Source organism: Leptolyngbya sp. FACHB-261 (assembly GCF_014696065.1).
In the GTDB taxonomy this organism is placed as follows: domain Bacteria; phylum Cyanobacteriota; class Cyanobacteriia; order FACHB-261; family FACHB-261; genus FACHB-261.
This window is the reverse complement of the sequence record NZ_JACJPL010000022.1, coordinates 264,961-278,212: the sequence shown is the minus strand read 5'-3', so window position 1 is coordinate 278,212 and position 13,252 is coordinate 264,961. Positions and strand designations below refer to the sequence as shown.

13 protein-coding genes are annotated in these 13,252 nt (G+C 54.1%); 4 read left to right on the top strand and 9 right to left on the bottom strand.

The features are described from left to right. Positions 1–129: 129 nt before the first annotated feature. The gene (locus H6F94_RS14145; protein ID WP_190802868.1) at positions 130–390 is read left to right on the top strand and encodes a hypothetical protein; all 261 of its coding nucleotides are present in this window, start codon (positions 130–132) and stop codon (positions 388–390) included. Positions 391–437: 47 nt separating this feature from the next. Here the strand turns inward: H6F94_RS14145 and H6F94_RS14140 are convergent, their stop codons facing one another. Then, positions 438–2,801 carry a GH116 family glycosyl hydrolase gene (locus H6F94_RS14140; protein WP_190802867.1) on the bottom strand — a complete coding sequence of 788 codons (2,364 nt, stop codon included), beginning with the start codon at positions 2,799–2,801 and terminating at the stop codon, positions 438–440. Positions 2,802–3,045: 244 nt separating this feature from the next. Further along, positions 3,046–3,774, bottom strand: coding sequence for a ribonuclease PH (gene rph, locus H6F94_RS14135; RefSeq protein ID WP_190802866.1), 729 nt, complete (start codon positions 3,772–3,774; stop codon positions 3,046–3,048). 192 nt (positions 3,775–3,966) lie between these two features. On the opposite strand from rph, the gene H6F94_RS14130 reads away from it, so the two are divergent. The 3 genes from H6F94_RS14130 to H6F94_RS14120 all read left to right on the top strand — a co-directional run bounded on the left by H6F94_RS14130 (position 3,967) and on the right by H6F94_RS14120 (position 6,128). After that, the gene (locus tag H6F94_RS14130) at positions 3,967–4,665 is read left to right on the top strand and encodes a slr1353 family protein (protein WP_190802865.1); all 699 of its coding nucleotides are present in this window, start codon (positions 3,967–3,969) and stop codon (positions 4,663–4,665) included. A 100-nt stretch (positions 4,666–4,765) separates the two neighbouring features. Further along, the gene (locus tag H6F94_RS14125; protein WP_190802864.1) at positions 4,766–5,383 is read left to right on the top strand and encodes a LeuD/DmdB family oxidoreductase small subunit; all 618 of its coding nucleotides are present in this window, start codon (positions 4,766–4,768) and stop codon (positions 5,381–5,383) included. A gap of 52 nt (positions 5,384–5,435) precedes the next feature. Further along, positions 5,436–6,128: a Mo-dependent nitrogenase C-terminal domain-containing protein gene (locus H6F94_RS14120; RefSeq protein ID WP_190802863.1), complete on the top strand. Its 693-nt coding sequence runs from the start codon at positions 5,436–5,438 to the stop codon at positions 6,126–6,128. Positions 6,129–6,135: 7 nt separating this feature from the next. On the opposite strand, the gene gorA is transcribed toward H6F94_RS14120, so the two are convergent. From gorA to H6F94_RS14085, 7 genes are all read right to left on the bottom strand, one after another. Continuing rightward, positions 6,136–7,536, bottom strand: coding sequence for a glutathione-disulfide reductase (gene gorA / locus H6F94_RS14115; protein WP_190802862.1), 1,401 nt, complete (start codon positions 7,534–7,536; stop codon positions 6,136–6,138). Positions 7,537–7,617: 81 nt separating this feature from the next. Next, positions 7,618–8,361 (bottom strand): N5-glutamine methyltransferase family protein, encoded by a 744-nt coding sequence (locus H6F94_RS14110; RefSeq protein WP_190802861.1) that lies wholly within the window; start codon positions 8,359–8,361, stop codon positions 7,618–7,620. 174 nt (positions 8,362–8,535) lie between these two features. Continuing rightward, entirely contained in the window at positions 8,536–9,705 is a 1,170-nt protein-coding gene (locus tag H6F94_RS14105; protein ID WP_190802860.1) for an iron-containing redox enzyme family protein, read from the bottom strand. A 522-nt stretch (positions 9,706–10,227) separates the two neighbouring features. Then, positions 10,228–11,133 (bottom strand): glycosyltransferase, encoded by a 906-nt coding sequence (locus H6F94_RS14100; RefSeq protein ID WP_199320411.1) that lies wholly within the window; start codon positions 11,131–11,133, stop codon positions 10,228–10,230. Then, complete coding sequence (waaF, locus tag H6F94_RS14095; RefSeq protein ID WP_190802859.1) at positions 11,016–12,119, bottom strand: lipopolysaccharide heptosyltransferase II; 1,104 nt, start codon at positions 12,117–12,119, stop codon at positions 11,016–11,018. The genes H6F94_RS14100 and waaF overlap by 118 nt, the downstream gene beginning before the upstream one ends. Beyond that, positions 12,116–12,805, bottom strand: a complete 690-nt coding sequence (locus H6F94_RS14090) for a PfkB family carbohydrate kinase (RefSeq protein WP_190802858.1) — start codon at positions 12,803–12,805, stop codon at positions 12,116–12,118. Before H6F94_RS14090 ends, waaF begins: the two co-directional genes overlap by 4 nt. A 68-nt stretch (positions 12,806–12,873) precedes the next feature. Next, positions 12,874–13,197 carry a glycosyltransferase gene (locus H6F94_RS14085; protein ID WP_190802857.1) on the bottom strand — a complete coding sequence of 108 codons (324 nt, stop codon included), beginning with the start codon at positions 13,195–13,197 and terminating at the stop codon, positions 12,874–12,876. Between the last annotated feature and the right edge of the window lie 55 nt (positions 13,198–13,252).

The window sequence follows — 13,252 nt, the reverse complement described above, 5'->3', positions numbered from 1 at the left end:
TAACGGCTTCGATCGCTTTGGTGCGTAGGTCATAACTGTAAGGCGCAGGCATGGGTGTATCTCAATGCTTCTCTCTCTAGAATAGCGTCCTAACGTGCGTGCGTAGGGCTATACGAGCAGGTAGAGCACATGACTCGGGTGCTAGCTGACCAGTGCCAAACTTGTTTGGATCAGCAACGCCAAAGCTTTGTTCAAAACACGCTGTTACTGATCGATGAATGGCAAACGACTTCGCGCACTGATCCAAAAGCTGCACTTGCTCAACTCAATCAGATTCAGCAAAAACATCGTGAATTATTTTTGGCAGGCCAAATCGATGCGTCCACCTATATTCGTCTAAAGGAGCTAATCCTATTGATCTCGATCATGCTGTTAACCTCTAAATCTTAGTTACCAAAAAGGTAGGGGCAAAATACGCATTGCCCCTACCTGGATTATTAGAGTTTCACTGCCTGGAGCGCCCAGATCGCGGTCGCGCGTAAATACAAACAGGCTCGAAAAGTTCCGGCAGCTGTAATCGCCTCAGGGGTGCGAAATTGTAGGCCATTGTCGTAAATTTGACGCACCACAGTTTCGGTTAGGGTCATCGCTCTATCGGCGTGGCCCATCTGCTTGAGAAATGCAGCCAAACCAAAGTTAATACCTGTCCAAACTTCAAGGGGGTGCGTAGCATCTGGGTTCTCAGGCGAACCATCGGGCCGCACTCCATTAGCCGCGCCAAACTTGCCCGCTTGGAACTTAAGAAAGCAACTGTTGTAAATGGTGTCCAAAGCCGTTTGGATATTGGCCTCAGGCACCAAATCAGGCAGATTTAATAGGCGAGCGTAAAACTGACCGCAGAGCTGGTCCGCCATCACTACATCAGAACCACTGCCCATATCCAAGCGGTAGTATTGTCCGTTCCAGAGGGCGTTATAAATGGGTCGAGCTTGCTCTAACCAAAGTTTGAGTTGACTTGCGTCTTCCTCCAGAATATCGGCCATCACAATTGCCGCTTCCAGGGCAGCTAACCAGAGCCCCCCGCAATAGGCACTCACCCCTTGCAGTCGCCAGTCATCAAAGGTTTGATCTGGGGCTCCAGAGTTCTCAGGGATACCATCGCCATCGAGGTCAAACTCGGTTTTTAAATGCTCTAAAGCGCCAACAATCGAGGGCCAACAAAACTGCAAGAATTCAAGATCGCGGGATTGAGTAAACAGGTAATCTCGATAGACCTGAAGCACAAAATCACAGGCTAAATCTTTCCAGAGATTGCAGTCTTGGTAGCTGGTGTAGTTAGTTGCAACCCAGGGATGTTCATTGGGTGCGCCTAAATCGTGGGGCACTGCATTCTTAGCTTTGCGAATAGCCGACGCCTGGTTATAGCCAATGATTCGAGGGGTTTCGTCATGCTGGGGCACAGCTCTGGCAAAGGCACGCAACACAGACTTTTCCAGCTCCGGCCAAAGCAGCAACAGGGCAAAAGAACCATAGAGCCGTACGTCTAAACTTTCGTACCAGCGATAATCCAGACATTCCAAGGTTGCAAATTGGCCTCGCGGCTCGTCTTCGCTGGCTGCGCTCCAAAGGGTGCCTCCCGCAGTGAGCTGATACAACTCATTGAACAGGGCCATTTTGTACCAGTCTGGCAATTCTGGATCGTTCAAAATTGGAGCTTGCCAATTAACAATTTGCTCTCGCCAAGTCGAAAATCGCTTGAGGGCATCGCGCACCATTGACCAGGCATTGCCACCACTACGGCCAAAAAAGTCGGTGTAGCGGCGATATTCAGTCACCCCTTGCGCGAACTCCGTGACTGGAAAATCCCAGGCCAAAATGAATGGCACAGTGCGCGTTTCTCCAGGCAGCAATGTGATCCGCACGGCCAAAGCGGCAGCAGTTTGTTCACCCGCTTGGGCTGGCGTATCATCATCCAGATCATTGAGGGAACCGTCTTGTGCGAAGGGCTGCCAAACTTCGGAGCCATCGCCTTCAGGATTCCAACGCGTGTGGTAGAAAATCTGCTGTCGAAAAGAATCGGTGGTGGCAATTGCCCACTGACCATCGCCCTCCTCCGGTTCAAGCTCCTCTTGGCCCTGACGGTCGAGAATGATCCCAGCTCGGTAGTGGTCGAAGACTGATTGGTTGAAGTTGCCCGTACTCTCTCGCCACTTCGGTTCATACACATAGACTGGGCTGCCATCATCCCGCACAGTCACTTTGGGAGATTTCTGCGCATTGGTAAACCAGCCGACCGTGTTCTGCCAGGTCAGCAGAATGCTGAGGGTCACGGTTTTGTTCGTGGGGTTGCGCAGCGTCCACTGAAAAATCGCAACCGGGTAACTGGCTTCCTGATAGTTGTTAGCCCAGACCGGCGAGAATTGTTCGCAAACTAGCTCGGTCTGGAAGATCCCCTCGTAGGCAAACCAACTGCGAGGATAAAGCGCGTGGTAAGTACCCCCATTCGTGGGATACCACTGCCAGCTAGACAGGCTGCCGTCTTCTGGTGCTTCGGTACAGAGGGCGTAGGCTTGAGAGGGTTGGCCCTCAACCTGCTCGAAAACACTGAACTGGCAGGCAGGTAGGCTCTTAAAAACATGTTCGCCCCCGTCGATGTGCCAGAAGTTGAAATCCCCACGCGAAGACCGACCCAAGCAACCGGCCCCGAGGCCACCCAACGGAGCGCCATGCCAGGGGCCATCATCTAAATTGCTGGCGTAGCGGACGGTGTAGGGTTTGTCCCAGCCCAGACCAATCGGGCGTTGCCAGGCACAAGCAGGAATGTCAATCATGGCGGTAGTCGCAGGGCGAGGCTGAGTCATCGGTTGTAGGGATATCCGTTTCTTTAGAGTGCTTTGGAGGTACTGCGGGAGGGTCTTTAGGCCAGCAAGAAGCTTGATACTTTAGCTCAAGACCGATTTGCCAGGACCTACTTGGTTAGGACTTACTGCTAGGACTTACTGGTGAGGGCCTACTGGTGAGGACTTTCTTGCCTGTGCCGATATTTGCCAATGCCGATTCAACTAGGTTGATTTCAAGGGCTGAACCGCCCTAGCCCTGGAGTGCCTATGGTTGCAGAACTTGTTGCTGGGCTAGAATCAATTCTTTGATGCCAACGGTGGCCAGATCCAGCATCTGATCTAAATCTTTGCGGCTGAAGGGATCGCCCTCAGCAGTGCCTTGAACCTCCACCAAAGACAGCTCCCCCTGATGCTCAGTCATCACGACATTGAGGTCAACGCTGGCAGCAACGTCTTCGGGGTAGTTTAGATCGAGCCGGGCTTCGCCCTCTAGTAGGCCTACAGAAATGGCGGCGACTGGAGCTCGGATGGGCAACTCTGTCAGAAGTCCTTGGCTTTGAAGGCCCAGAAGGGCTTCAACCACAGCCACATAACTGCCAGTAATGGCTGTCGTGCGCGTGCCGCCATCAGCTTGTAGCACGTCTGCATCGACCAGTAGAGTTCGAGGCCCTAGCGCTTTGAGGTCAATTGCAGCCCGCAGGCTACGCCCGATTAAGCGTTGAATCTCTTGGGTGCGCCCTGAAAGCTTGAGCGTCTCGCGGGCCTGACGGCGGGGCGTAGAACCAGGCAGCAGGCGATATTCGGCAGTCACCCAGCCTTGACCAGTGCCGTTGAGGAACGGGGGGACAGTTTCCTCAATGGAGACCGTGCACAGCACCCGCGTGTCACCACAATGCGCCAAGACTGATCCGGATGAGAAGCGAGTATATTGGCGTTCAAAGCGCACAGGTCTCAACTGGTCCAGCCGCCGTCCATCTGGTCTACTGCTTGCCATGACTGACTCCCCAGAGAAGCTCACTCCGTCAGGATAGGTGCTCTCGGCCCTCGGAAGAAAGTTTTCTTTTTTTCAACGCGATCCTTCCGCTATGCTGTCGATCCGGATAGTTTCAAGGTTCGTTCATCTCCCTTGTTTCAGCTAGGCTCTAATAGGGTAGACCCGTCTGGAACTGTGGCCCTCCACTACCAGATGCAGTCTCCTCATTCGGCAACCAAAGCGCAACTGCCTAACGCTGCCATGTACGCTCAATTTCGCGAACGCTATCCCAACGGTAGTCTCAAGACAACGCTCTTGAGGCGAGAGGATGGCGAGTATGTGGTGCAAGCGGTCGCCCAAGCCGGTGATATCACGCTCGGTTCAGCCATGGCTGCTGCTCCCCAGATCGAGCAAGCAGAAGACCGCGCTCTAGAGCGGGCTTTGCGCATGGCGGGGATCACAGGCCAACCACCTGCATCAACCCAGTCCACCTACGGTATGCAGGTGACGCTGATGTCCAATCACTCGACTGGACCGGCGGAACTGCCTGCCTCTCGTCCCAACGCGCTGCCGGAGATGGCTCCTCCAGCCTTAGAGATGGAAGCGATGCCTGAAAGTCGTGAGGTATCTCGCCCCAGCTTGCGCTCGGCTCAAGCCGAGCGTGGTGCAACTAATGGCAAGAAGGCGAATGCTTCGGCTCGGCTGACCGCGCCTGTAGACCTCTCCAGTGCGATGGCTCAGATCGATGTCGAGATCGTTCGCTTAGGCTGGGATGCCAACATTGGTAGCCGCCACCTGCAACTGACCTACGGCAAGAAGTCGCGCAAGCAACTCACGGACGACGAACTGCTAGATTTCTTAAGCTACTTGAAGGTTCAACCGACCCCAGGTGTGGATGAGTCGCCGTTCTGAATCGCCCGATGATCTCCTGGCCGCTCTCTTGAGCCAAATGACGCACTAGGCGCTTAGCCCTGGGCCCCTACCGATCACCCTCTTTCTAAATTGCACTGCTATGAGCAAAACCCTTTCTGGTCCCGTTTTCGTTGTTGATGACAATATCGACACTGACCAGATCATTCCGGCTGAATATCTGACCCTAGTGCCCTCCAAGCCGGATGAGTACGAGAAGTTGGGTAGCTATGCCCTTTGCGGCCTGCCAGACCGCTACGGCAGGTTTATTGAAGCGGGTGAGATGAAGACGCGCTACCCGATCATCATTGCGGGCGAGAACTTCGGCTGCGGCTCGTCCCGGGAGCACGCCCCGATCTCGCTGGGCGCGGCAGGGGTAGGGGCGGTAATTGCTCAGTCCTATGCCCGCATCTTTTTCCGCAACTGTGCAGCGACCGGAGAACTGTATCCCTGGGAGTCAGAAGCGCGGCTTTGTGATGTTTTCCAGACAGGGCAAGAAGTCACTCTAGATTTTGACCAGGACAAATTGATCAACCACACAACGGGTCAAGAGTACACGCTGCGGCCTATCGGTGAGGTGGGTCCGGTGATCGATGCCGGTGGAATTTTCGAATATGCCCGATCAACTGGCATGATTTCGAGTCCGAAGGGTCAGAATAGATCCGGCACTGAGGTCGCTCGGGTTGCCAGCCCATCAGTCGAGCCGGACGTTCGAGCCTGATTCACCTTCAGCGCCACTTCTCCTTCTGCGGTGGCTTAGTATGCAGGTCTTTATGTGCCCTCCAACTTCTACCTACTCGTCTCAGCAAATCTCTGCTTGGCTACGAGGACTGCTGGCGGTTGCCTGGGCAGACGGTGATTTCAGTCTTGAGGAGCAGCAGTTTATCGCGGCTATCACCCGTGACGAACTGGCTGATGACTTGCAATTAGAAACCCTAAAGCCGATTAGCCCAGCTGAGTTGGCTGCGGCCCTTGGCTCTGACCAACCCGGAAGTTCAGACTTGGCCCAGAACTTTCTGCGCACAGCGGTGATGACCGCGGTGGCTGACGGCTTCTACTCCGAAGCGGAGGACGAGCTGCTGCATCGCTTCTGCGATGCGCTGGGCCAAACAGTGGACGCCTTGCAGTCACTCCGGGTGACCCTGGAGCCGAGACAGGTAAGAGTTGAACTTGCCACTGTGCCTCCCGCCATCCAGTCTGGAGTGCACTCAGATGTCTTGCAACCTGTGCGTAACTGGTTAGATGGCATGGACGTTCAGGATCCCCGCATTGCGCGGTTCCTCTGTCGCCTGATCCCTGCCCAGTGCCCCTTCGAGCGCGATGTGAAGCTGTTTGGTCATCGAGTGGTCCACATTCCCCCGATGTGCAAGCTCAACCCGCTATACGAGCAGCTGGTAGGACTGCGCTTTCGCTCTCTCTGTTACCTGGCAGAGCAGTGCGGCGAAGATGTCGCTCAATATTGCTAAGGCCTTCTCAGCGGTGGCTGAATAGCTCCTCGGCGCTAGTGGGATGAGTTGGGATGTGGGCTTCAAACTCGTTTAGAGTCGCGCCCATTTTGAGGGCCAGGCCAACACTCTGAACGATTTCAGAAGCCCCTCGGCCCACAATATGAGCACCAATTACTTTTTCCGACTGACTGCCATCCACAATCAGCTTCATTAACGTGGGCTCTCGCTCAGGGCTGAAGCTGTAAAACAGCGGTTGAAACTCCCGACGGTGGCACTGCACAGCATCGCCCAGTTTCTCGCGGGCTTGAGCCTCAGTTAGGCCGATTGTGGCGGCCTCCGGTTGACAGGTAACAGCAGCAGGCACCCAATCGTAATTGACGTTGCGGCGCTGGCTGCCAAATTCCTGTTCAGCAAAAGCTCGTCCTTCGGCAACAGCAACTGGGGTCAGTTCAACCCGATTAATGCAATCGCCAATCGCGAAGATGTGGGGTTGATTTGTACGGTACTGCTCATCCACCACAACTGCACCTTTCTCACCCAGTTTTACACCTGCCTTTTCCAGCGCCAGACCGTCAGTATTGGGAATGCGACCCGTGGCGTAAAGTAGGGTATCGACCAGCAAGAAACTAGGATGATCGCCTGACAAGGTTAAGCGAAAGTTTCCTTCCGGCTCAATGTTTTCAACCTTGGTACCACACCAAATCTGCACGCCCCTTTGGGTCATGCCGGAACTAACAATATTGCGGATATCATCGTCCCAACCAGACAGGATTTGGTCTTCAAGAACTAGCAGTGTCACTTGAGAACCCAAGCCGTTTAAGGCACTAGCAAAACCCACGCCGATGTAGCCACCACCAACAATGGCAATCTGCTGCGGCTGGCGCTTTTGACGAAACATCTCTTCAGAGGTAATTGCATGCTCGATCCCTGGGACATGGGGTAGGAAAGGTTTCGAGCCCACTGCTAGCAGAATCTTTTCAGCGCTGATTCGATTCGTTGTTTGGGAAGTGCTTGATTGAGCCGTACTTATTTGGGCAAGACTTGCTTGGGCAGAGATAATCTCTACAGTGTGCTCGTCAACGAAGCAAGCCTGCCCCTTAATCAGCTCGATGCCTGCTTGCTCAAGCTGGCTGAGCTTGGCTTGGTTGATGTGCTGAACTTCTTGATCTTTGGCAGCCATAAAGCTAGACCAATCAAACTGGTTAGCAACAGTCCAACCGTAATGCTTTGCCTCTTGGTACAGACGCGAAAAGCGGGAGGCGTAGTCCAGCAGCTTCATGGGAATACAGCCGCGGTTGACACAAGTACCCCCAATCGCCTCCTGCTCAACCAAAGCAACCTTAGCACCACACTCGACGGCTACACGAGCAGCCGCCATGCCCCCGGAGCCAGCCCCAATAATTAGCAGATCGTAATCGAAAGCCATGACCCCTACACTTACCAATAACAGGCCAGTAAACTGACTGAACTCGATCAGCCCTAAACGAGGGTCTAGCTTGTCACTCTGCTACAGAACAGTCATGACTCTGAGCAGTTCATCAGACAGATCAACTGTAGATTGACACTGCTTTTTGAACAGAACACCCGCCAAAAAGTAGATGTTCGGGGAGAAGAAGGCTTTGCGCTTTCTGCGAAGATTGAAAATTGTATGTTTGACTTTGGGTTCAGAGCTGTAGTAGCCAAACTTCAAAGGCAAAATCATAAAGTCCGCAATACAGTAATCCTGAGATTTAGCGTATTCAACTGTATCAATCGGATTAGAGTAGCTGGATAGCATCACCAGCACATTGTCGTAGTTTAAAGCTAGGAGCTGTTTAGTAATGCTAGCTCCGTCACTACCCCCATGCAGGAGTGGCATCAAAATATCGGCGTCAGGGGCAGGCAGATAGGGTGGATTCGCAATTAAATATTCTGCTTCGGGTCTTGCAGCTTCAAAAAAAGAGTGATTATGAATAACGTATTTGTTGTCTAACCCATATTGTTCAATTCTTGACTGAGCAACCTTACAAGCCGAAGCATTGAGGTCGTAGCCGTGAATTTCTCCTTTGAATGGTGTCTTAAGCAGCGAGTTGATGATTGGGCTGCCATCTCCACAACCAAACTCAACGATGGCCTCAGAACTGACGCAACGATTGAGAACCAGTAAATCTAAACAATGAGAATAGAACTGAGACTCCTCTGGGCAGAAGAATACTTCTTTAGGAGAGAACAGTTTAGTGGATTCTTCCAGGTTCAGCAGTGCTTCTTTCAAGGGAGTAACCTCAGTAATATCAAGAGCTGGAACTCAACAAAGCAAGCGCAATCAAACAGCGCAAAAACACAGGAAAGGTAGTCAGCTGGGTTAACAGCAGGCAGAAACTTTAATTCAAAACAGAAGCCCATAAGAATATCTAGAGCCTAAGCCCTAGATATTCTTTTAATCCACTCATTGGGTATCGCTGGAAGAAATTGGGTCAACCATTTCCCGTTCTGCTTCGCGAATATAGCGTACGACAGCAGCACCGGCTCGGTCTCCCATCAGTTTTTCTTGGTCGTAGCCTAGAACTAACTGCCAAGCCTCAACTGGATATCGCTCCGCAAGGGGCAAGGAGACATCATCCATCATCCAGCGACCGTGCCGCTCGTCTTCTCGGATATGCAAATCCCAGTAGCCCATTGCTGCCGTAGAAAGGTTCAATCGCTGAGCAGCAGCTAGGTAGTTTCTATAAGCCGAAGGTCCAGCAACTTCAAAATAGGCTAGGCCACCGTTGTAGCGCAAGAAATGACGCTTACACTCGGTCAGTAAAAAGTTGTGGTTTGCGCAGGCTAGAACTTGCCAGGGCACTAGATCAAAATAGGCTTCAGGCTCGGTGCTCATACCAAACTCTGCCAGCATTTGCGCAAAGAAAGTGGAGTGCTTGCGATGTAAACGCCCGCCCCCATACTCTTCAATCAGCACCCGAGTTAGAGTCGCTTGGATCTCGTTAGCAGCACCCCCCAAAATGCGTGAGAGGCGACTAGCTTCAACCAAGCCATCGAAAGAAGTAATCGCCAACAAATGACGATAACCCAGTTCGGTCATTTGCTCACGCAAAAAGCGGCTTTCTGCTGAAAGAGGTGGATCCAAATCAGCCGCTGCCCGCTCAGTTAGAGCTTGCTTGACCGCTTCTAGATCTAACTTTTCTAGCGCTTCTACATCCAAATGGGTCAACTCCCAAGGTTGCCAAGCCGCCTCGATTTGGTTGCGGACCTGCTGTAGGTAAAAGGAGCGCTCGTTGGTGTAGTGCTGCAGATCGTCGTACCAAAACAGCTTAAGCCGATTGATGCGATAGAGCACTCGTTGGAGAAAGAGGTGAGCCTCCGCTTGTGCATCTTCAGGGCTGGTTGCCTCTGCATAAGCTGCTTGAATGGCGGTCACCAAGGCCTGCTCAAACTGCTCAATTTCTGGGTGATGAGTCGCGAGATTTTGGTCTAAGTTTTCAGTATCTAGAAGCTGAATAAAGATCTGCTCAGCTTCAGCGTAGTTGAGGTTAACTGGACCAGTGGAAGAGTTCTGTGCTGGAGTAACCGCCTCTAACTTTTCTAGATCTAAACGTGGGATAACGTTGCTTTGCATAGAAATCTTCCTTCTCAATAGTTTTTCACCCGTAGCCTAGCCAAACATCGCTTGTGCTCGGGTCTAGCCCCTTTTCGCCGTGCCCACCCGCACAAAAAACTTTAAGCCAGACTCAATTGGGCAGCCGGTAAACCGACTTCACCATGAGAGCCTTTTTAAGAAACTTAATGACCACCAGATAACAGTAACAAGAGCTACACACTGGGTCTTCCGCCTTTTGGGTTATCTCAGAGTTGTATCTTTGGAGCTTGATTCTGAAGCAAATCAAGCGCTGGAGCGATGACTTCCTGCTCAGATACCTCAGCGACGACAGTGAGGGTTCGTTCCTCAGGTCTAGCGCCTGTCACAACACCTCAGCTCCTGCTGCCAAGGCATCCCCGACCGCGGCAAAGTTTGCTGGTGGCCGTTGTCGCCGTGGGCGATTTTGCGCACATTGGGCTCAACGCTGAAGCCATTGCTAGACACAGATCCCCCTAACGGTTGCAAACTCCAACTGATGGGGTAGGGTCAAGGCTAAGCACACTAGGAGGGTTGACCTGACGCTCGACCACCGTTGTTGGCAATTCCTGGTGTATAGACACCGGAAGGAATCAAGCCGCAACCGCCATAACGCGCCATCACCCGCAACTGCGGCAACATATCCTCACCACAGTGCGCCACTGGCAACTCTTGCCAAAAGCTGTAGCCACCGAGCTCGCGCAATTTAGCAGTGTCGTAGAGAACGCATCCCCCCACCCAGGCCACCCGGTACTTGCGCGGTTGCTCTGGACTCAAGCCCAAGCGTTCTTGCAAATGATAGATATTAGCGGCGTTGTGCAAGCGATAGCGCTCCCATTGCGGCGTGCCGGGTTGCACAACTTCCGGTTCAACTGGTCCCTCCCAAAACTCAATAGACTGCTCTTGTGGGCGCACATCCCCAAGAAAGCTCAAGCCACTGAGGGCACTGCCAACGAAACCGCAGTTTTCTGCTTGAATCGCCTTGACCATCTGCGACACCACCCAGGGCTCAAGAAGCAGATCATCATCTAGAAATAGGGAGTAGGGCGCGTTGGCCTGGTCCAACAAAAATTGGCGCTGCTCCGCCATGCCCTGGCGCGGCAAGTGCTTGTAGATCTCGACGCAGTGACCGTGGGCGCGCAGCAACCGTACTACTGCCTGCACCTCCCCTGTTTTGGTCGGGTCCAGGTCTTCGCTCTGATCGGAGATCACGAGGCGAAAGTCCCGGTAGGTCTGGGCAGCCAGGCTAGTCAGGGTCACTGCCAGGGCAACGGGTCGGCAGTAAGTGGGAATCAGAACATCGACAGTGCTGATTAGGCAATCTCCAGGACAGAAGCAGGCCGCTGGGTTTCTTGCAAGAGTTCGCGGACGGCAGCGACAACGGTCTCGGGCGTGAGCAAGTGTAGGCAGTGATAGTGCCCTTCTGGGCAAATGCTCTTGTAGCAGTATTTGCAGGGCACGTCGTGAGATAGCACCCGGTTAGGTACTTGCCAGGGCGTGTGTTGCGGGTTACTGAGGGCATAGAGATCAACGACTGGCGTACCGACCGCAGCCGCGATATGGACGGGGCCGGTGTTGTTGCTGAGCAGTAGGGGCGCTAGCGCGATCAGGGCTGAGAGTTCAGCCAGATTGAGGCAGCCGATCAGGGCATGTGAAGCAACACCTATGCCCTGCTGAATGCCTTCGATCAGCTCTCGCTCCGGCTCAGTGCCCGTCAACAGGATCTGCTCACCCAACTCCAGCACCAACTGACGGGCAACTTCGGCAAAACTTTCGGGTGGATAGCGGCGGGAAAGCGCAGTAGCCCCAGGATGAATCACGATCCAGGGCCGCTTCAGATCGATTTCCAGTTCCGCTAGACGATTTAGCACCCGACCCGTTGCCAGTTCCGGCACCTGCAAGGCTAGGCGCTCATCTGGGCTTTGGCAACCGACCGTGGCAACTAAGTCCAGTTGGCGACGCACCTCATGGCGCAAGCTATGTGCTGGTTCCGGGTCAAGCACCCAATCAGTGAGCAACTGGTAGGGATTCTCAGGGCAGTGGGCCAGCCGCAGCGGAATATTGGCCAGGTAGCACAGGAAGGCTGAGGGCAAGGGGTTTTGGCTGTAGACGGTGAAGATGACAGCGGCGTCGAAGACTTCCTGCCGCAAGCGCTCGGCCATGCCATATTCCGGCTGGCTGTCAGCGCGCGGCGCCGTAGCCTTCATCCAGGGCGCATCGTAGACCAGAACGTTGTCGAGTTCTGGCACCAGCGCTGCCGCCTCAACCCCGGCGGGAGAAGTTAGCAGCGTCAGGCGACGGTTGGCACGGGATACCTTGAGGGCTCGCAAGGCGGGTGTGGTCATCAGGACATCGCCAATCGTGTCGAGCCGCACGCAGAGAACGTTTTCGGCCTGATTCCAGTGCAAGTTGGTCATCGCAAGCTCCTGTTCAAAAGTTCAAGGCTGCTTTGTAGATCTGCCCCAGAACAGGCGGTAGTGCCAGCTTGAGCCACCACGACAGCCGCAGCAGCGGATGCCAAATCTGCCGCTAAGCTCGGCGCTGCTCCCGCCGCCAAAGCCAGGGTGAAGGCACTGACAAAGGTGTCACCAGCTCCTGCCGGATGTGCTTCAGGGATGGCTGGGGCATAGGTGCGGTGAACTGGGTGCCCGTGTTCGAAGATCAAAGCACCATCGCAATCAAGGCTAATCGCGGCAAGGCGGGCTCCAGCCAGCTCCAGAAGGCGCGGGCCGTGGGCGGTGATTTGCTCTACCCGCTTTTCTGAACTGAAATCCTCTGAGCTGAGGTTCTCTGAGCTGAGTTCACCCAACAGCTGCAAAGCTTCTTGGTAATTGGGCTGCACGGCAGTCACGCCCACCTCGCGGTAAGCGCTCAATTGTCTGGCATCGACCACGAGTGGGCGAGGTGCCAGACCTTGCCACTGGGTCAGTGCCTGGATAATCCGGGGGGTCAAAATGCCGTAGCAGTAATCCGAGACAATCACCGCATCACAACCCTGCCAAAGCGCTGCCAGGCGGTCGAGGAGGGCCTGTTCGCTGGTTGCGTTGATCGGGTCCTGGCTGCCTTGGTCGAGGCGCAGGAGTAACTGCGAGTCGGCAACCAAACGCTGCTTAGCTAGGGTTCGTCGCTGGGGTTGAGTTAAAAGCTGGGTCGTGAGGACACCCCGCGCAGCTAAAGGAGCAAGTCGTAGCGCTGCTGTTTACAAAAGGCCAGAACGTAGGCTGTGAACTCGCCCATGTAGGACAGCAATTCCTCTTTGCGCAGCACCTCAGCTGGACCGCAAGGCACATGGATAATGCGTACACCCTCCACCCACTCCGCCACCTCCGGCAAGCGTTGGCTATCACGACGGGTAAACACATCGACCTGATACCCTAGGCCAGCCAAATGCCTTGCCAGTTGGCCGACATAGACATTCTGACCCCCGCTATCTGCTCCGCCCAAACTGCACAGAGGTGAAGCGTGCTCACTGATTAAGCCAATGCGTCGGCTCATGCTTGACCTCCCGGAGTAGGGCTAACGAGCGGGCGGTTGAGCGGCTTGTGCCCCG

What these genes read in the sequence shown, in the direction of transcription:
- H6F94_RS14145 (WP_190802868.1), top strand. Translation starts at nt 130, where the DNA reads ATGACTCGGGTGCTAGCTGACCAGTGCCAAACTTGTTTGGATCAGCAA.
- H6F94_RS14120 (WP_190802863.1), top strand. Translation starts at nt 5,436, where the DNA reads ATGTGCCCTCCAACTTCTACCTACTCGTCTCAGCAAATCTCTGCTTGG.
- rph (WP_190802866.1), bottom strand. Translation starts at nt 3,774, where the DNA reads ATGGCAAGCAGTAGACCAGATGGACGGCGGCTGGACCAGTTGAGACCT.
- gorA (WP_190802862.1), bottom strand. Translation starts at nt 7,536, where the DNA reads ATGGCTTTCGATTACGATCTGCTAATTATTGGGGCTGGCTCCGGGGGC.
- waaF (WP_190802859.1), bottom strand. Translation starts at nt 12,119, where the DNA reads ATGACCAACTTGCACTGGAATCAGGCCGAAAACGTTCTCTGCGTGCGG.
- H6F94_RS14140 (WP_190802867.1), bottom strand. Translation starts at nt 2,801, where the DNA reads ATGACTCAGCCTCGCCCTGCGACTACCGCCATGATTGACATTCCTGCT.
- H6F94_RS14130 (WP_190802865.1), top strand. Translation starts at nt 3,967, where the DNA reads ATGCAGTCTCCTCATTCGGCAACCAAAGCGCAACTGCCTAACGCTGCC.
- H6F94_RS14105 (WP_190802860.1), bottom strand. Translation starts at nt 9,705, where the DNA reads ATGCAAAGCAACGTTATCCCACGTTTAGATCTAGAAAAGTTAGAGGCG.
- H6F94_RS14125 (WP_190802864.1), top strand. Translation starts at nt 4,766, where the DNA reads ATGAGCAAAACCCTTTCTGGTCCCGTTTTCGTTGTTGATGACAATATC.
- H6F94_RS14085 (WP_190802857.1), bottom strand. Translation starts at nt 13,197, where the DNA reads ATGAGCCGACGCATTGGCTTAATCAGTGAGCACGCTTCACCTCTGTGC.